This is a genomic window from Amycolatopsis sp. NPDC051371 (assembly GCF_040682155.1).
Classification (GTDB): Bacteria; Actinomycetota; Actinomycetes; order Mycobacteriales; family Pseudonocardiaceae; genus Amycolatopsis.
Genome location: NZ_JBFBAG010000032.1, coordinates 1 through 20,239, shown reverse-complemented (window position 1 = coordinate 20,239; position 20,239 = coordinate 1). Strand labels below are relative to the sequence as shown.

Below are 20,239 nucleotides of genomic sequence, written 5' to 3'. Positions count from 1 at the left end.
CACCGGATCCCTAGCTGTGCGTGACAGCCCCGGTCTTCGGGTCGAGCGTGACCTTCTTCGCCTTGGGCCACCAGAAGTCGAACATTCCGTTCATCGACCCCGCCCGGGAGTCGAAGGACGAATCGCCGATCCGGCCGGCGAACCAGTTGTCCTCGATGAACTTCAGCACCGAGGTCTGGTCCGTCAGCGTGTGGTCGACGTGGTTCACCTTGCTGTACGGCGAAACCACCAGCAGCGGCAGCCGCGGGCCGTAGCCGCAGCGGTCGGCGTAGCCGCCCATCGTCGTCGGCTTGCCCGTGCAGATCGCCTGGTCCTGTGAAGCGTCGTGCGAGCCGTTGACGATCTTGGACGGCTGGTGGTCGTACCAGCCGTCGGAGTCGTCGTAGGCCAGGACGATCGCCGTCGACTTCCACTCCGGGGACTGCTGGATCTTGTTGATTTCACTGACCACGAACTGCTGCTCGTCCAGCGGGTCCGAGTAACCCGCGTGGCCGTCCTGGTACTCCGGGGCCTTCAGGAAGCTCACCGCGGGCATCGAACCGGCCTTCAGCGCGGCGTCGAAGTCCGCCGTGTCGTACTGGTGGTTCGCGCGGTCGGTCTGGCCGATCGCCTGCACCGACGACGGCGGGAGGTGCTTCGGGTTCGACGTCGACGGGTAGTACTGGAACGGCTCGTGGTGCGGGCTGTAGTCCACCGCCGCGTTGCCGCCGACGTTCGTGTGGGTCTGGCCGCACACCGAGTAACCGTTGGCCGAGCCGGTCGGGCGGAAGCCGCCCTGGAACCAGCCCCACGTCACGTGGCGTTGGTTGAGCAGGTCACCGACGTTGCGGCCGTGCATCGTGGCCAGGTTGTCCTTGCTCGTGTGGTTCTTGTCCGAGCAGTCGTCCCACGCCGGGTCCGGGTCGTTGATCATCGTGCCGATGCCGTGCGCGTCCGGCGACTGCACGGTGTAGGCGTCGCTGACCGGCTCGTGCGTCACCGGGTCGACCGCCTGGACGCCGTGGGTGTTGCCCGAGATCAGGTCGATCGCGCCCGGGCTGGACGGGCCGAACACCGTGTTGAACGAGTTGTCGTTCAACGAATAGTGCTGCGCGTAGTTCCACATGCCGGTGACGGTGTTGCCGTCGAAGTAGTCCATCACGAGGCCGGGCTCGCCGAACAGCACCGGCTGGCCGGTGCACTTGTCCGTCTCGGTCTTCTCGACGAACTTGTCCATCTTGCCGCCGTCGAAGGCGGCCTGCTCGGCGCCGTAGTTGTGGTTCTGGTCGCAGGTCAGCGCCTGCTCGTGCGTGAGCCGCTTCGGGTTGTAGGCGTTCGGGTTGTCGGTCAGCAGCTTCTTGTCGAGGCCGTTGACCTTCGGGGTGTTGCGCGCGGCCTGGAACGGGGTGCCGTCCGTGTTGGCCGCCTTCGGGTACGTGCCGAAGTAGTGGTCGAACGAGATGTTCTCGCCGAAGATGACCACGACGTGCTTGATCGGCGTGGCCGTGGGGATCCCGTGCGCGGGGAACAGGTTCAGCGGCTGAGCGTCCGCGGTCGTCGCCGCGGAACCGGTGACGACGGCCAGCGTGGCCACCGAGGCGAGGGCCCCGGCGCCGAGCAGGCCACGCCGTCGCCGGCGGGTTCTCTTGTCCACAGTGGATTTCCTTTCGTGGTGGGCTGTGACATTCAAAGACGGGCTTTCACGCGAGCAACACGCGGCCGAAGTGGTCGTCCGGGCCGGTGACGCCCGGCAGCGCGAAGAAGTAGCCGCCGCCGAACGGGGAGATGTAGTCGGTCAGGGGTTCGTCGGCCAGCCGCGTCTGGACCGCTTCGAACTGGCGCTCCAGGTCCTGCTGGTAGCAGACGAAGATCAGGCCCATGTCGAGGTTGCCGTTGCTGTCGATGCCGCGGTCGTAGTTCACCGCGCGGCGCAGGATCCGGCTGGCGTCGGTTTCCGGTGTGCGCGGGTTGGCTTTCCGGATGTGGCTGGTCAGCGGGATCACGGTGCCGATCGGGTCGTCGGCGTACCGGGGGACGTCGGTCTCCTCGGTGCCGTCGAGCGGGGCGCCGGTGTCGCGGCGGCGGCCGAACATGTTCTCCTGCTCGGCCAGTGAGACCCGGTCCCAGAACTCGACGAGCATCCGGATCAGCCGGACGACCTGGTAGCTGCCGCCCGCGGCCCAGGCGGGCTCGCTCGGTGTGGACGTCCACACGAGACTGTCTGCTTCGGACAGTTCCGGGTTCGCGGTGCCGTCCTTGAAGCCCATCAGGTTCCGCGGGGTGCCGGCCGGGCGCGGCGGGGAGCTGAAGCCGTTGAGCTTCCAGCGCAGCTGCATGCCGCCGCGGGTCGCGCGGGCGATGTCGCGCAGTGCGTGCAGGACGGTGTCGGTGGAGTTCGCGGACAGCGTGAGGCTCAGGTCGCCGTGGCACTGGGCGGGATCGAGGGCGTCGTTCGCGAACGTCGTCATCGGCTTCAGCTTGGCGGGCTTGAGCTTCGCCAGGCCGTACCGGTCGTCGAACAGCGACGCGCCGGCGCCGAGGATCACGCCCAGATCGCCCCCGGGCACGACGGGGCCGAGAACGCCGGAGTCGGCGGGAGGAGCGGTGATGCCGAGGGCGGCGGGGGCGCCACCGGCGGTGAGGAACCGCGCCCGGTCGGTGATGGCGCGGAAGAGGTCGGTCAGTTCGGCCTTCGACTCGGCGACGACATCGAACGAGGCGACGATGGTTTGGGTGGGAGGTGTCCGCAGGATGGCGGCTTGGGTCTTGCCGTGGAAGGCGACGGGCGCGGTGCTGTCGGCGGCGGTGCTGTCGGTCGCGGTGGCGGAAGCCCCGAGCCCGGCCCCGGCGGCGACGGTCAGGCCGGCGCCCATCGCGGCGCGGCGCAGGAAGGACCGGCGAGGCACGCCGGTGGCGGACTGCTGCGGGGCCGGGTGCGGCCCGGGGCAACGAGGCTGGTCGGTCACGCGGCCCTCCGCGGCTGGGTGGTGGCGGCGTTGCGCGGCGCGGTGGTGCGAGGCCGGCGGGCGCCGGTGGAGTGGCTTGTCGCGGTGTTGTGCGGGCGGGGCCGGCTGGTACCGGCGTGGGTGCGAGGCTGGTCGGTCACGAAACCCGCCTCGGCTCGGCGATCGCGGCGATCGGGGCCAGCAGCTCCGTCAGCTCGCTCACGTCGGCGTTCAGCTTCTGCCGCTCCTTCTGCGACAGCTGCGCCAGCGGCGTCCAGCTGCCGTCCGGGCGGTGCGCCGCGTCCAAAGTGGTCTGGGTGCGCGTCAGCCAGCTGTCCACCTTGGACAGATCCGGGTAGCGCGGCGCCAGCAGCGGGCGGAGCACGTCCAGCACCGCGCGGGTGCCGTCGAGGTTGGCGCGGGCCGTGGCCAGGGTGGTGCCGCTGCCGTAGTCCGTGCGGCCCGTCAGTTCGAACTGCAGCGTGTTCTCCATGATCTCGTGCGCGCGCAGGCCGAGGTCGTTGCCGTCGACCTGGCTTTCGGCGAAGGACGCCTGCAGCGCGTGGGCGTCCGTGTCCAGCCGGTCGGCCACCGCCCCGAGCGCGCCCAGGTCCTCGGCGTGCCAAAGGCCCTGCTCGAGGCGGTGGAAGCCGGTGAAACCCTCGTCGGACGTGCCGTTCGGGAGGCCGACGGCGGTGCCGTTGAGCGCGCCGTCGGAGTTGCCGAACGCGTCGTACGCCGCACCGAGGCGCTCGTACGTCAGGTGGGCCGTCAGCCACGCGGCCTCGCTCGCCGCGCGGTCGCCGCCGTGGACGGCGGTCTTCAGCGCGCCCGTGTTCGCGACCAGCTCGCCGAGACCCGTCGTGACGTGCTGCTGGTAGGCCTTGAGCGGCCCGAGCAGGTCGTTGTGCGTCACGGGCGCGACGCCCGGGCCGGTCCGCTCGGCTCCGCCGCTGACCCGCACGGCCGGCCCGACGATCGCGCCCGCGTCCTCCGGCAGGCAGCGGAACGCGTAGCTGCCGTTGCCGAGGTTGACCTGCAGCGGCCGGCTGGTCGCCGGGCCGAGGCCCTCGACCTCGCCGTAGATCACGCCGGTCGCCGGGTCGATCAGGTCGACCTCGGCGGTCACGGACCCGGTGTTGTGCAGGCGGAACGTCTGCGGCCCGGGCTTCGGGTCCGACCAGCCCGTGCCGCACGCCGAGCGCGACACGGCGATCTCCGGATCGCCCGCGGCCGCGCTGTCCGGCCAGAACGCCACGACAGCTCCCGCCGTGGCGGCCACGACCACGGCCGCCACGATCCAGCGGGTACGCACTGACCCCGGCACGCACACTCTCCCGTCACTCGATCGGACCATCACCGGTCACGGATTATGCGAGCCTATCGCCCGAAAAACCGCATCGGATGCCGTCGAGAGGAGGGAATTCACCGGGACTTCAGCCCGGCGCCCACGAAACGGGCAGAAATCAGACGATTTCGTGTGCCAGATCTGTCTGGTTGGGCAGGTTCGTCCGGTTGGTTACGCTCCGGGCAGCGGAGAGCCGGTCTCCAGCAGCGTCTTCAGGCTCGACAGCAGGGCGGGCCAGCCCTGGCTGCACATCGCCATGACCGTGCTGTCCGGTTCGAAACCGTCGTGCAGCACCGTCAGCTTCACGGTTTCCCCCTGCGGTTCGAGCGTGAAGGAGACCTTCGAACGGCCTTCCCGCTGCAATTTCGCCAGCGTTTCCGCGTCGATCCCGTTTCCCTTCGCCCATTCTTCGGTGAACGTGTGCCAGGTGTAGGAAAGGCGGCGGTACGGGTCCGATTCCAGGACGACCTGATCGGGGTGGCTCGTTTTCGCACCGCTTTCCGCCCAGACCATCGGCGAGCCTTTTTTCCAGTCGGTTTCGAAAGCGACGCCCCAGTACTGCCGGGTGAACGCCGGCTCGGTAAGCGCTTGCCAGAGCTTTTCCGGGGTCGTGCTGATGTGGGTGGTGTACGCGAATTCGTTCATGGGTTCGGACTCCAGGGCTCGTTTCAGATCGGCCAGCGCGCCGGCCCGCCGCCGGTCGTAGCGGGTCATCCAGCGCTCGGCGATCCCGTTGATCGGCGCGGCGTCGAGGTGGTGCAGCTTTTCGCGGCCGCGCCAGGTCGTCGTGACCAGCCCGGCCGCCTCGAGCACGGCCAGGTGCTTGCTCACCGACTGGCGGGCCATGTCCAGCCCCGCGCACAGTTCGCGCAGGGTCTGGCCGTTGCGCTCGTTGAGCACGTCCAGCAGCTGACGGCGGCTGGGGTCGGCCAGGGCCTTGAACACCTCGTCCATCGCGCCTTCCCAAAGGCTGTGCCGTCTCAAGACGTGCAGCCGTCCGGCTGCCTATGCACGATAGGCAGCCGGACGGCTGCATGTCAACCGGGGATCAGCGGAAGCGGATCGCCGTGATGCCCGCGAGCACGAAGAACACGAGGATGACCAGCGTCCCGGTCTGGCTGCCGGACGACCGCGTCACGACCTGGTCGACCGCGCCGGTCAGCCGCACCCCGCACTCGGCGACGACGGTGTGCCGCCCCGCCTCGATCCGCGTGAACTCGACCGGCGCGGTGAAGGCGCCGGAGGCGTCGGTGTAGGCGGAGCCGACCTCGACGCCGTCGGAGGTCAGGGTGACCATCCGGCTCGGCTGGCAGCCCTTCCCGGACGCCGACAGCTCGTCGCCGGGCTGGACGCTCGGCCGGTCGAGCACCAGTTCGCCCGGCTTGGGCTCGGTGCTCGTGGTGGTCGGGACGCCGGGAGTGGCCGGAGTGGTGGACGACGACGGCGGCGTGGTCGTGGTCGTCGGCGGGGTGGTGGTCGTGCTCGGCGGGGTCGTGGTGGTGCCGGGCCTGGTCGGGCGCGTGGTCACGGGCGGTGCCGGGGTCGTGGTCGTCGGCGGCGGGGGCGTGGTGGTGGTGACCCCGGTGACGACGAACGTGCCGCTGGCGGTTTGTTTCTGGCTCGTGCACGTCGCGGTCACCGTGTGCGCGCCCGGCGTCGCCGACCCCGGAACGGCGGCGGGGAACTGCCCGCTGGTCGCCGGGGCCACCTTCGAGCCGAGCGACGAGCCTTCCCAGAAGAAATTGATGATCCGGCAGGTCGGAAATCCATTCCAGGAAATGGTGAACGAACTGCCCGCCGGCCCGGTCGACGGTTTCAAACCAACCGAAGGCGGAACTTGTGCGTTACCCGTGCCGGCCAACGTGAGCAGGAGTATCGCTCCGGCCACGGTGCCGAAAAACAGCCGAACCACGAATCCCATTGGGACGTCCCTCCCCGGTGTGTGCTCGCTGTAGCATTCCGGACCAGTCGGATTACGCAAGTAGGGGATGCCCAATGGGACGTGTCATCGCGGCGGGGGTTGCGTTGGGTTTGTGCGGGGTGCTGCTCGGCGCGCCACCCGCGTCGGCCCAGTCCGGTTCGGCACCGTCCGGCTCGCTGGGCGTGCAGGTGTCGATCGACCGGCGGCCGATCGCGGACGCCACGGTCCCGATCGACCCGGCCCAGCAGGTCGAGCTGCAGGTCGTCGCCACCAACTCCGGCACCGCCCCGGTGAAGGTCCGCAGCGTGCGGCTCTCGGGCGTCGCACTCGCCCTCACGTTCTTCGCCTACGACACGACCGCGCCGTTCGAAGTGCCGGCGCGGGGCTCGATCACCCGGACGTTCGTGCTCGACCTCGGCGACCTCGCCGGGCAGGCGACCGGGCTGCTGCCGTCGTCGGTCGAGCTGCTCGACGCCCAGCGTGCGACGCTCGGCGAGGCGACGACGGTCGCCGACGTCCGCGGCTCCTTCTGGTCGGTCTACGGCGTCTTCGGCCTGGCGATGCTCGTGCTCACGATCCTCGCCTGGCTGGCCGCGCTGCTCGCGCTCGCCCGGCACCGGCTGGCCCCGAACCGCTGGCGCCGCGGCCTGCGGTTCCTGCCCGCCGGGTTCGGCACCGGCCTGGTCGCGGTGATCACGCTGTCCGTGCTGCGGCTGGTCCCACCGGAGCCGGCGATCGAGATCCCGGTGGTGCTGGGCGCCGCGGCGATCGCGTTCCTGCTCGGCTACCTGACGCCGCACCCGGCGCCGCCGCCGGTCGTCACCGGCGGTGACACGACCGTCCGGATGACGATCCCGCCCACCCAGGAATTCACCCGATGAGCGCACCGGCCGAGCTGGTCGCCGCTCTCCCGCAGTACGACATCGGCGCCGAGATCGGCGAAGGCGGCATGGGTGTCGTCTTCGCCGGGACGCACCGGACGCTGGGGCGCAGCGTCGCGATCAAGCAGCTGCCCTGGGACGTGCTCAACCACGCGGCGAGCAGCGAGCTGTTCGACCGCGAGGCCCGCGTGCTGGCCAGCCTCGACCACCCGCACATCGTGCCGGTGTACGACTACGTCCGCACCGGCCGCGAGCACCTGCTGGTGATGGAACGGCTCGACGGCGGCACCGTGCACAGCCGGTTCCACGGCGGTGGCGTCAGCGGCGAGCAGGCGTGCGCGATCGGCCTGGCGATGCTCGCCGGGCTGCACGCGGCGCACCGGGCCGGCGTGCTGCACCTCGACGTCAAGCCGCGGAACCTGCTGTTCAACCTGCAGGGCGTGGTGAAGGTGGCGGACTTCGGCATCGCGCGGGTGATCAGCGAGGGCGCCACGCTCGTCACGCACGGTGGCGAGATCCTCGGTACCCCGGCGTACATCGCGCCCGAACAGGCGATGGGCAACGCGCTGAGCCCGGCGGCCGACGTGTACGCGGCCGGCACGGTGCTCTACGAACTGCTGTCCCGGCAGTTGCCGTTCGACAACACGCGCGGCGCGATCAGCATGATGCGCCAGCACATGTTCACCGACCCGCGGCCGATCGCGGGCGTCCCGATGCCGATCGCCGGCGTGATCATGCGCAGCCTCGCGCGTGAACTCGATGCGCGTTATCGCGAGGTCGAGTCTTTCGCGGCCGATCTGGCCGGGGCCGCCACCGCCGTCTACGGGCCGGGCTGGCTCGAGCGGTCCGGGGTGCCGGTGCTGCACCTGACGCCGCGAGTGATCGCCGGGCTCAACTCGCCCACCGCGCCGGCGCCGCCGGGGGACGCCCGGACGCGGCCGGTCCAGCGGCCGTCGGGACCCAACGCGACCCTGGTCGCGCTGAGCGGGTCGCCGGACACCGGTCCCGGGCCGGCCGGCGGCTGGGCGGGAGACGGCTCGGGCGGCTGGGCCGGTGATGGCTCCGGTTCGGGCGGCGGCCCGGACTCCGGCCGCACAGGTGGCGGTTCCGGCCAGGCGGACCCGGCGGCGGGCTCGAAGGCCGCGGTGCTGTGGTTGCGGCTGGCCGCGGCGGCGGCCGCGATCGTGCTGGTCGTCCTCGCTCTCCTCAACCCGGAGCGGCTGCCGCACCAGGCGTCGCCGACGTTGAACCTCGGCACCCAGCCCGTCACGACGCCGGTCGAGGTGGACCTCAGCAAACCGCTGACGCTGGCCGGCACCGGCAACCCGGGCCGCGTCGCGCTGACGCTGTCCGCGGCCGGGATCCCGCTGGGCTCGGCCGAAACCGACGCGAAAGCGGCGGGCAACGGCTTCACCGCGCAGCTCACCCTGCCGGCGATCGCGCGGTGGGTTGTCGGCGGCGCGGTCACGGCGACGGTGCAGACCGGGCCGGTCACCCAGACGTTCACGCTGCTCACCAGTCAGCACCCGCTGGCCAGCGCGATGGGCGCGGGCAGTCTCATCCTGGCGCTGTTCGCGCTGGCCTACCTCGAGTCCGGGCTGCGGACCATCCGCAACGGCCACCGCTGGCGCGGCGCGTCGGTCGGCGGGCCGGTGCTGGGCCTGCTGTTCGGTGCCGTGGCGTGGCTGTGCGTTTCGGTGCTGCGCGTGCACGAACCGTCGCCGGGGTTCGGCGCCGGGTGCGCGGTGGCGGGCGCGGTCGCGGCCGGGCTCGTGGTCGCGGCGGCGCGGCGCCGGGCGTCCACAGTGGTCAGTCGACCATCCGGACGGTGACGTGCGGGCTGTAGCTCTTGCGCCGGCTCCACCCGGTTTCGGCGCACAGGCTCAGCTGGATGGCGCGGTCGGCGGGCGCCCAGTAGCCGGTGCGGACGAAGTAGCCCTCCATCGTGTTCAGCGCGCCGAGGCGCTTGCGGGCCGAACACATCTCCCAGCCCCACTGCCGCCCGGTCTTCTCGACGCCGTTGCGCCGCACGGACAGGCACGGGTTCCCGATCGCGCGGATGTCGGCGTCGCCCTCGGCGACGTAGACGACGCCGTCGATCTTGTAGAACCGGTTGTTGTCGAGCAGGGAGACCTGCCCGGAGAGCGTGACCGCGACCCGGCCACCGTCGTCACCCGTGAGCGTCCAATCGAGACAGAATTCCTGGACCGGGAGTTCCAGCGACTGGGTCATGGCGAGTTCCCCTGTTCTAGCAGTGCGTCCCTTCCACAAGATAGGGAAAATCCGGACGCCGGGAAGGGATGCGGACGATCTTCACCCGAAGCGGTTCCGGAACGATGAATGCCTTGCTGTGCATGGGTTTTCAGGCGATTGGGTGACTCCGGGCACGGGAGGTGACATCGGGGCGTCTCTCCGGGTGGCGTGGCCCGTACAGTCGGGTGTGATCTATCCTTGATCACGCTCGGTGAGTTAAAGGTAAAGGAACCATTACCTTCGCCGTGCCGTTGACGGGACATGAGCGTGCCCACGGTGATCGAGCTCGGGCCCCGCGACCTGCTCGTGGTGGCGGGCCTGCCCGGCGCGGGCAAGACGACGATGCTCAACCATGCGGCGCCCGGTCTGGCGGTGCTGGATTCCGACCAGGTCCGCGCCCGGCTGGCGGCGGCGGTCCCGTCGGTGCCGTACCGGTGCTACCGGCCGGTGGTCCACGCGTGGCACCGGGCCCGCGTGGTCCGGCGGGCGATGGCGGCGGGGCCGATGGTGGTCCACGAGCCGTCGACGCGGGCTTCGACCCGGGCGTTGCTGGCTTTGGTGGGAGTGGTCAGCGGGCGGCCGGTGCGGCTGTTGTTCCTGGACGTGACGGCTTCGGAGGCGCTGGCGGGGCAGCGGAGCCGGGGGAGGGTCGTGCGGCCGCGGTCGTTCGCCCGGCACGTCCGGCGGGTGGGGCGGTGGCGGGAGGCGCTGCTGGCGGAGCGGGTGCCGGCCGGGTGGAGCAGTGTGCAGGTGATCGACCGGGCCCGGGCGGGGCGGACGCGGGTGGTGGCGAAGCTGCTGGTGAGGTGCTGACGCCGGCCCGCCAAACGTCTTGAATGAGTCATTCAGGTCTTCGGAGGTCCTGAATGACTCATTCAAGACGCTCGCCCGGGCTCGACGGCGCAGCGAGACCGGCGCGACTGAGCCGGCGGTAACCCCAGTTGGTCTGGACATTTTACATATTGGTCCAGACAATATCGGTATCTCCCCGACTGGAGGACCCGATGAGGCGTTCCAGACTGTCCGCAACCCTCGCCGCCTTCGTACTGGCGCTCTCCGGTCTCGCGGCCGGTCCCGCCGAGGCGGCCAACCTCCTCGCCAACCCCGGCTTCGAAGCCGGCTCGCTCTCCGGCTGGACCTGCGCCAACGCGACCACCGTGAGCACGCCCGTGCACGGCGGCGGGTACGCCCTCGCCGGCACCCCCGTCGGTGCCGAATACGCCCAGTGCGCGCAAACCGTGTCCGTCCAGCCGAACACCACCTACACCGTCTCGGCCTGGGTGCGCGGGAACCCCGTCTACCTCGGCATCACCGGCGGCGCCTCGACCTGGTCCGGCAACGCGAGCGCCTACAACCAGCTGTCCCTCACCTTCACCACCGGCAACCAGACTTCCGCCCAGCTCTACCTCCACGGCTGGTACGGCGCCGGCACCTACTACGCCGACGACGTCGTCCTCGACGGGCCCGGCGGCAGCACCCCCGGCACGCCCGGTGCGCCCGGCGCCCCTGCCACCGGCACCGTCACGGCGAACTCCATCGCGCTGAGCTGGGGCGCCGCCGCCGGCACCGTCACCGGGTACCGCGTCTACGAAGGCAGCACCGTCGTCGGCACGACCACTGGGACCAGTGCCACCATCGGCGGCCTGAGCGCCTGCTCGACCCACAGTTACGCCATCGCCGCGTACAACTCCGCAGGGGAGTCACCGAAGAGCTCGACGGCCACCGCGAGCACCACCGGGTGCGTCGACACCGGCCTGCCGAAGCACTCGCTCATCGGCTACCTGCACTCCAGCTTCGCGAACGGCTCCGGGTACGTCCGGATGGCCGATGTCCCCGCCGCCTGGGACATCATCGACCTGGCGTTCGGCGAACCGACGTCCGTCACGTCCGGGGACATCCGCTTCACCCGGTGCCCGGCCGCCGAATGCCCGAACGTCGAGAGCGACGCCGACTTCACCGCCGCGATCAAAGCCAAGCAGGCGCAGGGCAAGAAGGTCCTGATCTCCATCGGCGGGCAGAACGGCCAGGTCCAGCTGACCACCACCGCCGCGCGCGACAAGTTCGTCAGCTCCGTCTCGGCGATCATCGACAAGTACGGCCTCAACGGGCTCGACGTCGACTTCGAGGGACACTCGCTGTCGCTCAACCCCGGCGACACCGACTTCCGCAACCCGACCACGCCGGTGATCGTCAACCTGATCTCCGCGCTGAAGTCGCTCAAGGCCAAGTACGGCTCGGGCTTCGTGCTGACGATGGCGCCGGAGACCTTCTTCGTGCAGGTCGGCTACCAGTTCTACGGCGGCTCGGGCGCCGGCGACGCGCGGACCGGCGCGTACCTGCCGGTGATCCACGCGCTGCGGGACTCGCTGACCGTGCTGCACGTCCAGGACTACAACTCCGGCCCGGTCATGGGCCTGGACAACCAGTACCACAACATGGGCGGCGCCGAGTTCCACATCGCGATGACCGACATGCTCAAGGCCGGCTTCAGCGTGGCGAACACCGGGCAGTTCTTCCCGGGGCTCCGGCCGGACCAGATCGCGGTCGGGCTGCCGGCGGCGGTCAGCGCGGGCAACGGCTACACCTCGCCCGCGGACGTCCAGACGGCCGTCAACTGCCTGGCCAAGGGCAGTGGCTGCGGCTCGTACACGCTGCGCGGCGGGACGTCGCCGGCGCTGCGCGGGCTCATGACGTGGTCGATCAACTGGGACAAGTACTACAACTGGGAGTTCCAGAACAGCCACGAGCCGTTCCTGAACTCGCTGCCGTGACATGAGGCAGTGTGCCCCGCGCGGGTGGGGCACACTGCCTGACATGGCGCTGGTGACATGGTGAAGCCGGAGCACGGCGAGTCCGTGCTCTCGCGCGTCGTCCGCATCTTCGAGACCTTCGGGCCGGACACGCCGGCGCTGCGGGTCACCGACATCGCGCGGCGGGCCGGCCTGCACGTCGCGACCGCGTCCCGGATCGTCGACGAGCTGGTCGGCCACGGCTGGCTGCGCCGTGACCCCGATCGGAGGATCCGCGTGGGCGTCCGGTTGTGGGAGCTCGCGTCGCGCGCGTCGCCGACGCTCGGGCTGCGTGAGGCGGCCCTGCCGTTCATGGAGGACCTGCACGCCGTCGTCGGGCACCACACCCAGCTCGCGGTGCTGGAGGACCGCGAGGTGCTGTTCGTCGAGCGGCTTTCGGCGCCCGGCGCGGTCGTGAACGTGACGCGGGTGGCCGGGCGGCTGCCGCTGCACGCGTCGTCGTCCGGGCTGGTACTGCTCGCCCACGCGCCCGCTGACCTGCAGGAACAGGTGCTGGCGGGCCCGCTGGAGGCCTTCCGGCGCACGACGTTGACCGAGCCGGCGCGGCTGCGGCGGTTCCTCGCCGACGTCCGGCGCGACGGCTACGCGTTCTGCGCGGGCTTCATCGACGAGGAGACGACGGGGATCGCCGTGCCGCTGCGGGGGCCGGGCGGTGCCGTCGTCGCGGCGCTGTCGGTGATCGTGCCCAACGACCCGGACGCGCGGATGCAGATTCCGGCGTTGCGCGCCGCGGCCCGTGGCGTCTCGCGGGCGATGGGGAATTCCTCTCACTGAATGAGAATGTCGTAGAGTGCGCCGCGTCCGGCGTCCATGCTCGGGCTCTCCGCGTGAAAGGACGTTCCCGTGCGCACCCAGGTCGTCATCGTCGGCGCCGGCCCGGCCGGGCTGCTGCTGTCCCACCTGCTCGGGCTCGAAGGCATCGACTCGGTGCTGCTCGAACGGCAGACCCCCGAGTACGTCCAGGCGCGCATCCGCGCGGGCATGCTCGAGGCGGGCACGGTCGACCTGCTGCGCTCGGTCGGGCTCGGCGAGCGGCTCGACGCCGAAGGCATGGAGCACCGCGGCATCCACCTGCAATGGCCCGGCGAGCGGCACCACCTGGACTTCGTCGACCTCGTCGGCCGGTCGGTGACGATCTACGGGCAGACCGAGGTCACCAAGGACCTCATGGTGGCGCGGGAAAAGGCCGGCCGTCCGGCGTACTACTCGGCGTCGGACGTCACGCTGCACGACGTGACGGACTCGCCGCACGTGACCTTTGTGGACGCCGACGGCGCGGCGCGGCGGATCGACGCTGACGTCGTCGTCGGCTGCGACGGGTTCCACGGGCCGAGCCGGACGTCGATCCCGTCGTCGCAGGTGTGGGAGCGGGCCTACCCGTTCGCGTGGCTGGGCGTGCTGGCCGACGTCGCGCCGTCGGCGGACGAGCTGATCTACGCCTGGCACCCGGACGGCTTCGCGATGCACAGCATGCGTTCGCCGCGAGTGAGCCGGTTCTACCTGCAGGTGGCGCCGGACGAGGACATCGCCGAGTGGAGCGACGACCGGATCTGGACGGCGCTGGCCACGCGGCTGGGTCACACCGGGTGGGCACTGGAGACGGGGCCGATCACCGAGAAGAGCGTGCTCCCGATGCGGAGCTTCGTGACGACGCCGATGCGGCACGGAAACCTTTACCTGGCCGGGGATGCCGCGCACATCGTGCCGCCGACGGGGGCGAAGGGGCTGAACCTGGCGGTGGCGGACGTCGCGCTGCTGTCACGTGCGCTGACGGCGTCCTTCCGGGGCGACCAGGGGCTCGTGGACGCGTACTCGGAGACGGCGTTGCGGCGGGTCTGGCGCTGCACGCACTTCTCGTGGTGGATGACGTCGATGCTGCACCGCCACGGCGACGACTTCGACGCCCAGCTCCAGTTGTCGCAGCTCCGCCGCACGGTGAGTTCGGTGTCGGCCAAGACCGAGCTGGCCGACAACTACGCCGGCCTGCCCCTGTAGCCCGTGACGGGCGGGGCATCACGCGTGATCAACGGGGCATCACCCGTGTCTGGAGGGGCATCGCGCTGATGCCCCTCCAGACACGCGTGATGCCCGCTCAATCACGCGCGATGCCTCTTCGCGCACAACCTGGCTCTTGACGTCCAGACGTTCCCCGGCGCACCATACCCGCGTAGTAATTCGAATTATCAGCGCCGGGAAGGCTTCATGAGGGAACTGGACACGGAGATTCTGGTGGTCGGCGGGGGACTCGGCGGAGTCGCCGCCGCCCTGGCCGCGGCGAGCCACGGCCGCCGGGTCGTGCTCACCGAGGAGACCGGCTGGCTCGGCGGGCAGCTCACCGCCCAAGCCGTGCCGCCGGACGAGAACCCCTGGATCGAGCGGTTCGGCTCCACCCGCACCTACCGCGACCTGCGCGAGGGCGTCCGCGACCACTACCGCCGCCACTACCCGCTTCGCGCCGAAGCCGCGAGACGTCCGGAGCTGAACCCCGGCGCCGGGCGCGTCAGCAAGCTCTGCGGCGAACCCCGCGTGGCCCTGGCCGTCCTCGAGGCCATGCTCGCGCCGCACGTCAGCGCCGGCCGGATCCACGTCCTGCGCAACCACCGGCCGGTCGACGCGCACACGACGAACGACCGCGTCGACGCCGTGGTCCTCGAGGGTGAAGAACGAATCACCGTCAAGGCCCAGTACGTCCTCGACGCCACCGAGAACGGCGACCTCCTGCCGCTCACCGGCACCGAGCACGTGACCGGCGCCGAGTCCCGAGCAGAGCACGGCGAACCGCACGCGCCCGCCGAAGCCGCCCCGGCGAACCTCCAGGGCATCACCTACTGCTTCGCGGTTTCCCACCACGACGGCGAAAACCACGTCATCGACAAACCCGAGATGTACGGTTTCTGGCGCGACTACCAGCCGGACTTCTGGCCGGGCGCGCTGCTCGGCTTCGTCGCGCCCGACCCCCGGACGCTCGAGCCCGTCAAACGCACCTTCGTCCCGAACCCGCCCGGCGACCCCCTGGCCGTGTCGGCCGACCAGAGCGCCGACGCCGGCGACAAGGAACTGTGGGCCTTCCGCCGCATCCTCGCCCGCAACCTCCACACCGACGGCGCCTTCGACTCCGACATCACCCTCGTCAACTGGCCGCTCAACGACTACTGGCTCAAGCCCGCGCTCACGATCCCCGGCCACACCACCGAAGCGGACGTAGCCCAAGCGCACCACGAAGCCAAGCAGCTGAGCCTGTCCGTCCTGTACTGGCTGCAGACCGAAGCGCCCCGCGCGGACGGCGGCACCGGCTTCCCCGGCCTCAGGCTCCGCCCCGACGTCACCGACACGAAGGACGGCCTCGCGAAGTCCGCGTACGTCCGCGAAGCGCGGCGCATCAAGGCCGTCACGACCGTCACCGAGCACGACGTCTCGGCCGAGATCCTCGGCGTCGACGGCCGCGTGCGCCGCGAGGACGCGATCGGGGTCGGGAGCTACCGGATCGACCTGCACCCGTCGACCGGCGGGGACAACTACATCGACGTCGCCAGCGTGCCGTACGAGATCCCGCTCGGCGCGCTGCTGCCTGTCCGCATCACGAACCTCCTGCCGGCGGGCAAGAACATCGGCACCACGCACATCACCAACGGCTGCTTCCGGCTGCACCCGGTGGAGTGGAACATCGGCGAGGTCGCCGGGCTGCTCGCCGCGTTCGCCATCAGCGAGGACGTCGAACCGCGGGACGTCCAGAGCGACGCCCGGCTCTTCGAGGACTTCGCTCGGATGCTCGACAACGCCGGGGTCGAGCGCCGCTGGCCGGAAGTGCGGGGGTACTGACCGTGCCGCCGGTAGGGTCTGACGGAGACGAGCCGGAGGGAGTCACGGATGACGGCGGGTTCGGGCCGGGTCACGCAGGCCCAGGTGGCGCGCCTGGCCGGCGTCTCGCAAGCCGTCGTATCGATGGTGCTGAACGGCTCCGACAGCCTGCGCATCACCCCGGAGACCCGCGACCGCGTGCAGCAGGTGCTCCGCGAAACCGGGTACACCGTGGACATCATGGGCCGCCGGCTGCGCGGTGGGACCAACCAGATCCTCGGCGTCTTCACCTACGAGTCGGTGTTCCCGTCCGGGGTGGCCGACTTCTACCGGCCGTTCCTGCTCGGCATCGAGGAGGAGGCCGAGGAGCAGGGCTTCGACCTGCTCCTGTTCACCAGCGGTGGCCGCCGCGACGGGCGCCGCCGCATCTACGACCAGGGCACGAACCGCCTGCGCATCGCCGACGGCTCGATCCTGCTGGGCCGGCACAACGACCCGCAGGAGCTCGCGCAGCTCGTCGAGGAGCAGTTCCCGTTCGTGTTCGTCGGGCGCCGCGAGTCGCCGACCGGGCCGATCAGCTACGTCGGCGCGGACTACGTCGCGGCCACCCGTGAGGTCCACGAGCGGCTGTGGGCGCTCGGGCACCGGCGGATCGGCCTGCTCAGCGTGACCGAGGAGAACGAGCCGACGCTCGACCGCCGCAGCGGGTACGAAGCGGCTTCGCGCAAGCGACGCCGCCCGCCGCTGGTGTTCCTCGAAGAGGACCCGGCGAGTGCGCTGCGGCAGGTGCTCGACGACGGGGTCACGGCGTTGCTCGTCGAGAGCTCGGCGATGGCCGACGCCATCCTCGCGTGCGCGCACGACCTCGGCCTGAACGTGCCCGACGACCTCTCGATCGTGGTGCTGGGCGACGCCGACCCGTCGCAGCAGCCGCACGCGCACGCCGTGCCGAGCACCGCCACGGACTGGTCGATGTTCCGCATCCCGCGCCGCGATATGGGGGCACACGCCGTGCGTGTCCTCGTCGGGCTGCTCAAGAACCCCAAGACCCGGCAGCTGCTGCTGCCGTGTTCGTTCCACGAGGGCGCCACCACGGCGAAACCCTCCACTGTGCACATTCACTGACCGGCGGTATCGCCGGTTGACAGCCCAGGACGCGACGCTTACGGTCGCTGATAATTCGAATAACCAGGAGGCATCGTGGCCTACCGTAGAACCCGGCTGCTCGCCGCCGCGGCCCTGTCCGCCGTCGCACTGGCCTCGACCGCCTGCTCCGGTGGCGCCGGCGACGACACGAACATCGCGCTGCGCATGACGGTCTGGACGACCGACAAGAACCAGCTCGCCCTCTTCGACTCCATCGCCGCCGAGTACCGCAAGGCCCACCCGGAGGTCGCGTCGGTCAAGTTCGACGTCGTCCCGGGGGACACCAGCGCCTACTCGGCCGCGCTCACCACCCAGCTCTCCGGCGGCAACCCGCCCGACCTGGCGTGGATCCTCGAACGCGACGCGCCCGACTTCGTGCAGTCCGGCGCCCTCACCGACCTGAAGCCCACATTGGACGCGGCCGCCGGCTACAACGCCGGCGAGCTGGTGCCGTCCGCCACAAAACTGTGGACCAAGGACAGCGGCCTGTACGCCTACCCGTTCTCGACGTCGCCGTTCGGCATGTTCTACAACAAGAACCTGCTCACCCAGGCCGGGATCACCGAGACACCCGACCAGCTGGTCGCGAGTGGACGGTGGACGTGGGACGCCGCCAAGCAGATCGCCACGCAGGTCGCCGCCCGCGACACCGGCAAGGCCGGCCTGGTGATCCGCGAGTTCGAATACAAGCAGTGGGTGCTGCTGGCCTCGGTCTGGCGCGGCTTCGGCGCCGACGCGTGGGGCCCGGACGGCAAGACCTGCGGGTTCGCGACGCCGGAGATGACGTCCGCGATGACGTTCCTGCACCAGGCGATCTTCGCCGACAAGGCACTGCCGGGCCCGGGCACGACGGCGGACTTCTTCGCCGGGGAAAGCGGCCTGACCATCGCGCAGATCAGCCGCGCCGGGCTGCTCAAGGCCAAGCCGTTCGAGTGGGGCATCGTCCCGCTGCCCGCCGGGCCGAAGGCGAACGCGCAGGTCATCGGGCAGGCCGGGATCGGCGTCCCGGTGAAGGGCAAGCACGCCAAGGCCGCCGCGGACTTCCTCGCGTTCTTCACCAATCCGGCGAACTCGGCGAAGCTCGGCCAGTACTTCCCGCCGGCCCGCGACAGCCTGCTCAACGCGGCCACCCTGGCCAAGGCGAACCCGCTGTTCAGCCAGGAGCAGCTGCAGAACGTCGTGGTCAACGGGATCAAGACCGGCGCGGTGCTGCCGTCGCACACCGGCAGCGCGCGGATCGCGTCGCTCGTGCAGTCCGCTTTGGACCCGATGTGGAAGCCGGACGCGAACGTGCCCGCCGCGCTGGCCGGCGTCTGCCAGGCCATCGACCCCGCGCTGAGCCAATGACCCTCACCTCGAAGAAGCGCGAAGAGCTTGCGGGGTGGATCTTCATCGCCCCGCAAGCCCTCGGCTTCCTCGCCTTCGTCGTCGCGCCGCTCGCCGCGGTGGTCTGGTACAGCTTCCAGGACGTCAACCTGCTGGCCGGGACGTCGGCGTTCGCCGGCGCGGACAACTACGCGAAGCTCTTCGACGACCCGACCGCGCCGAAGGTCGCCCGCGCCACGGCGATCTTCTGCGTCGGCCTGGTCGTGCTGAACCTGGCTCTCGCGCTGTCGCTGGCGTTGCTGCTCAACCTCAAGCTCCGCGGTACCACGGTGTTCCGGACGGTCTTCTTCTCGCCGGTGGTCGTCACGCTCGTCGCGTGGACGATCGTCTGGAACTTCCTCCTGCAGGACAACGGCGGGATCAACGCGCTGCTGCAGACGGTCGGGATCGACGGCCCGAACTGGCTGCGCGGCAACGGCACCGCGATGCTGTCGGTGATCGTGGTGCAGGTGCTGAAGAACGTCGGGCTGAACATGGTCCTGTTCCTCGCCGCGTTGCAGGGGATCCCGGCGTCCATCATGGAGGCGTCGCAATTGGACGGTGCTGGGCCGTGGCGACGGTTCCGCTCGGTGATCCTGCCGATGATCAGCCCGACGACGCTGCTGACGGCGATCATCACCGTCGCCGGCGCGTTGCAGGTGTTCGCGCAGATCCAGGTGCTGACCCTCGGCGGGCCCGCGGACAGCACCAACGTGCTGGTGTTCTACTTCTACCAGCAGGCGTTCGCCAACCACGACCTCGGTTACGGCTCCGCGCTCGCCGTCGTGCTGTTCCTCGTCATCCTCGTGCTCACGCTGCTGCAGTGGCGGATGCGGAGGCGGTGGGTGTTCCATGAGTCGTAGGGCCAAGATCGCCTGCTACGTCGTGATGGTCGTGCTGGCCGTGCCGTTCGTGTTCCCCACCTGGTGGATGATCACGGCCTCGCTGCTGCCGGCCAACGAAGTGCTCGCGTACCCGCCGAAGCTGTTCCCGGCGTCGCCGCAGTGGGAGAACTACAAGACGGCGTTTACGGACTTTCCGTTGGCGCAGCAGTACTTCAACAGTCTCTACATCGCCGTGCTCGTCACGCTCGGCACGATGTTCTTCTCCTCGCTCGCCGGGTACGCGTTCGCGCGCATCCGGTTCCGCGGCGAGAAGCTGTTCGGGCTGATCCTCATCGGGCTGATGGTGCCCAGCGAGGTCACGATCATCCCGCTGTTCCGGCTGGTCGACGACCTCGGGCTGACCAACACGCACTGGCCGCTGATCGTCATCCCGATCTTCGGCGCGCCGAGCGTGCTGGCGACGTTCGTGATGCGGCAGTTCTTCATCACGATCCCGGGCGAACTCGAAGAAGCCGGCCGGCTCGACGGCCTGTCGCGCTTCGGGCTCTACCGCCGCGTCGCCCTGCCGATCGCCAAGCCGGCCTTGGCCGCGGTCGCCATCTTCACGTTCCTCAACACGTGGAACTTCTTCCTGGAACCACTGGTCTACCTGACCGACAAGGACATGTTCACGCTGCCGGTGGCGCTGACGCAGTACGTCGACGTCTACGGCGGCCACCTCTGGAACGTCCAGCTCGCCGCCGCGACCACCACGGTCGTGCCGGTCCTGGTCGTGTTCATCATCGCGCAGCGCCAGTTCGTCGAAGGGCTCGCCCAGAGCGGCCTGAAGGGCTAGGAGAGGTGGGGGGGGGGGTACACAGGTTTTTAAAAGAATGTAAATGAAAAACACAAAACCCCCAAGACCCCCAGATAGAAAGCACAAACAAAAAACCGCGGGCGCCACACACC

The 20,239-nt window shown here is 70.2% G+C and carries 18 protein-coding genes; 12 read left to right on the top strand and 6 right to left on the bottom strand.

Annotated features, from left to right (window positions below):
* Positions 1 to 10: 10 nt before the first annotated feature.
* From AB0M59_RS33360 to AB0M59_RS33340, 5 genes are all read right to left on the bottom strand, one after another.
* Complete coding sequence (locus AB0M59_RS33360) at positions 11 to 1,633, bottom strand: alkaline phosphatase family protein (protein ID WP_364623350.1); 1,623 nt, start codon at positions 1,631 to 1,633, stop codon at positions 11 to 13.
* A gap of 46 nt (positions 1,634 to 1,679) precedes the next feature.
* Positions 1,680 to 2,852 carry a Dyp-type peroxidase gene (locus AB0M59_RS33355; protein WP_364623646.1) on the bottom strand — a complete coding sequence of 391 codons (1,173 nt, stop codon included), beginning with the start codon at positions 2,850 to 2,852 and terminating at the stop codon, positions 1,680 to 1,682.
* Between the two features lie 229 nt (positions 2,853 to 3,081).
* Positions 3,082 to 4,239 (bottom strand): EfeM/EfeO family lipoprotein, encoded by a 1,158-nt coding sequence (locus AB0M59_RS33350; RefSeq protein ID WP_364623643.1) that lies wholly within the window; start codon positions 4,237 to 4,239, stop codon positions 3,082 to 3,084.
* Positions 4,240 to 4,443: 204 nt separating this feature from the next.
* Entirely contained in the window at positions 4,444 to 5,226 is a 783-nt protein-coding gene (locus AB0M59_RS33345) for a metalloregulator ArsR/SmtB family transcription factor (protein ID WP_364623347.1), read from the bottom strand.
* A 94-nt stretch (positions 5,227 to 5,320) separates the two neighbouring features.
* The gene (locus AB0M59_RS33340; protein WP_364623344.1) at positions 5,321 to 5,641 is read right to left on the bottom strand and encodes a hypothetical protein; all 321 of its coding nucleotides are present in this window, start codon (positions 5,639 to 5,641) and stop codon (positions 5,321 to 5,323) included.
* Positions 5,642 to 5,699: 58 nt separating this feature from the next.
* Between AB0M59_RS33340 and AB0M59_RS33335 the strand changes: the two genes are divergently transcribed.
* Genes AB0M59_RS33335 through AB0M59_RS33325 form a run of 3 tightly spaced genes read left to right on the top strand, consistent with a single transcriptional unit; the run spans position 5,700 to position 8,906 of the window.
* The gene (locus AB0M59_RS33335) at positions 5,700 to 6,227 is read left to right on the top strand and encodes a hypothetical protein (protein ID WP_364623342.1); all 528 of its coding nucleotides are present in this window, start codon (positions 5,700 to 5,702) and stop codon (positions 6,225 to 6,227) included.
* 40 nt (positions 6,228 to 6,267) lie between these two features.
* A complete protein-coding gene (locus tag AB0M59_RS33330; RefSeq protein WP_364623339.1) occupies positions 6,268 to 7,074 on the top strand; it encodes a hypothetical protein in 807 nt (268 codons plus the stop codon).
* Positions 7,071 to 8,906 (top strand): serine/threonine-protein kinase, encoded by a 1,836-nt coding sequence (locus tag AB0M59_RS33325; RefSeq protein ID WP_364623337.1) that lies wholly within the window; start codon positions 7,071 to 7,073, stop codon positions 8,904 to 8,906. The genes AB0M59_RS33330 and AB0M59_RS33325 overlap by 4 nt, the downstream gene beginning before the upstream one ends.
* Here AB0M59_RS33325 and AB0M59_RS33320 read toward each other — a convergent pair.
* Complete coding sequence (locus tag AB0M59_RS33320; RefSeq protein WP_364623334.1) at positions 8,884 to 9,306, bottom strand: hypothetical protein; 423 nt, start codon at positions 9,304 to 9,306, stop codon at positions 8,884 to 8,886. The genes AB0M59_RS33325 and AB0M59_RS33320 overlap by 23 nt on opposite strands.
* A gap of 282 nt (positions 9,307 to 9,588) precedes the next feature.
* On the opposite strand from AB0M59_RS33320, the gene AB0M59_RS33315 reads away from it, so the two are divergent.
* The 9 genes from AB0M59_RS33315 to AB0M59_RS33275 all read left to right on the top strand — a co-directional run bounded on the left by AB0M59_RS33315 (position 9,589) and on the right by AB0M59_RS33275 (position 20,126).
* Entirely contained in the window at positions 9,589 to 10,140 is a 552-nt protein-coding gene (locus AB0M59_RS33315) for an AAA family ATPase (RefSeq protein WP_364623331.1), read from the top strand.
* Positions 10,141 to 10,331: 191 nt separating this feature from the next.
* Positions 10,332 to 12,098 (top strand): glycoside hydrolase family 18 protein, encoded by a 1,767-nt coding sequence (locus AB0M59_RS33310; RefSeq protein WP_364623329.1) that lies wholly within the window; start codon positions 10,332 to 10,334, stop codon positions 12,096 to 12,098.
* 60 nt (positions 12,099 to 12,158) lie between these two features.
* Positions 12,159 to 12,911: an IclR family transcriptional regulator gene (locus tag AB0M59_RS33305; RefSeq protein WP_364623640.1), complete on the top strand. Its 753-nt coding sequence runs from the start codon at positions 12,159 to 12,161 to the stop codon at positions 12,909 to 12,911.
* 69 nt (positions 12,912 to 12,980) lie between these two features.
* A complete protein-coding gene (locus AB0M59_RS33300; RefSeq protein ID WP_364623326.1) occupies positions 12,981 to 14,132 on the top strand; it encodes a 4-hydroxybenzoate 3-monooxygenase in 1,152 nt (383 codons plus the stop codon).
* Positions 14,133 to 14,339: 207 nt separating this feature from the next.
* The gene (locus tag AB0M59_RS33295) at positions 14,340 to 15,956 is read left to right on the top strand and encodes an FAD-dependent oxidoreductase (protein WP_364623323.1); all 1,617 of its coding nucleotides are present in this window, start codon (positions 14,340 to 14,342) and stop codon (positions 15,954 to 15,956) included.
* 48 nt (positions 15,957 to 16,004) lie between these two features.
* Positions 16,005 to 17,060, top strand: a complete 1,056-nt coding sequence (locus tag AB0M59_RS33290) for a LacI family DNA-binding transcriptional regulator (RefSeq protein WP_364623320.1) — start codon at positions 16,005 to 16,007, stop codon at positions 17,058 to 17,060.
* Between the two features lie 75 nt (positions 17,061 to 17,135).
* Complete coding sequence (locus AB0M59_RS33285) at positions 17,136 to 18,428, top strand: sugar ABC transporter substrate-binding protein (protein WP_364623317.1); 1,293 nt, start codon at positions 17,136 to 17,138, stop codon at positions 18,426 to 18,428.
* On the top strand, positions 18,425 to 19,309 hold the full coding sequence (locus tag AB0M59_RS33280; protein WP_364623314.1) for a sugar ABC transporter permease: 885 nt from the start codon (positions 18,425 to 18,427) through the stop codon (positions 19,307 to 19,309). The genes AB0M59_RS33285 and AB0M59_RS33280 overlap by 4 nt, the downstream gene beginning before the upstream one ends.
* Positions 19,299 to 20,126, top strand: a complete 828-nt coding sequence (locus tag AB0M59_RS33275; RefSeq protein WP_364623311.1) for a carbohydrate ABC transporter permease — start codon at positions 19,299 to 19,301, stop codon at positions 20,124 to 20,126. The genes AB0M59_RS33280 and AB0M59_RS33275 overlap by 11 nt, the downstream gene beginning before the upstream one ends.
* Positions 20,127 to 20,239: the final 113 nt, after the last annotated feature.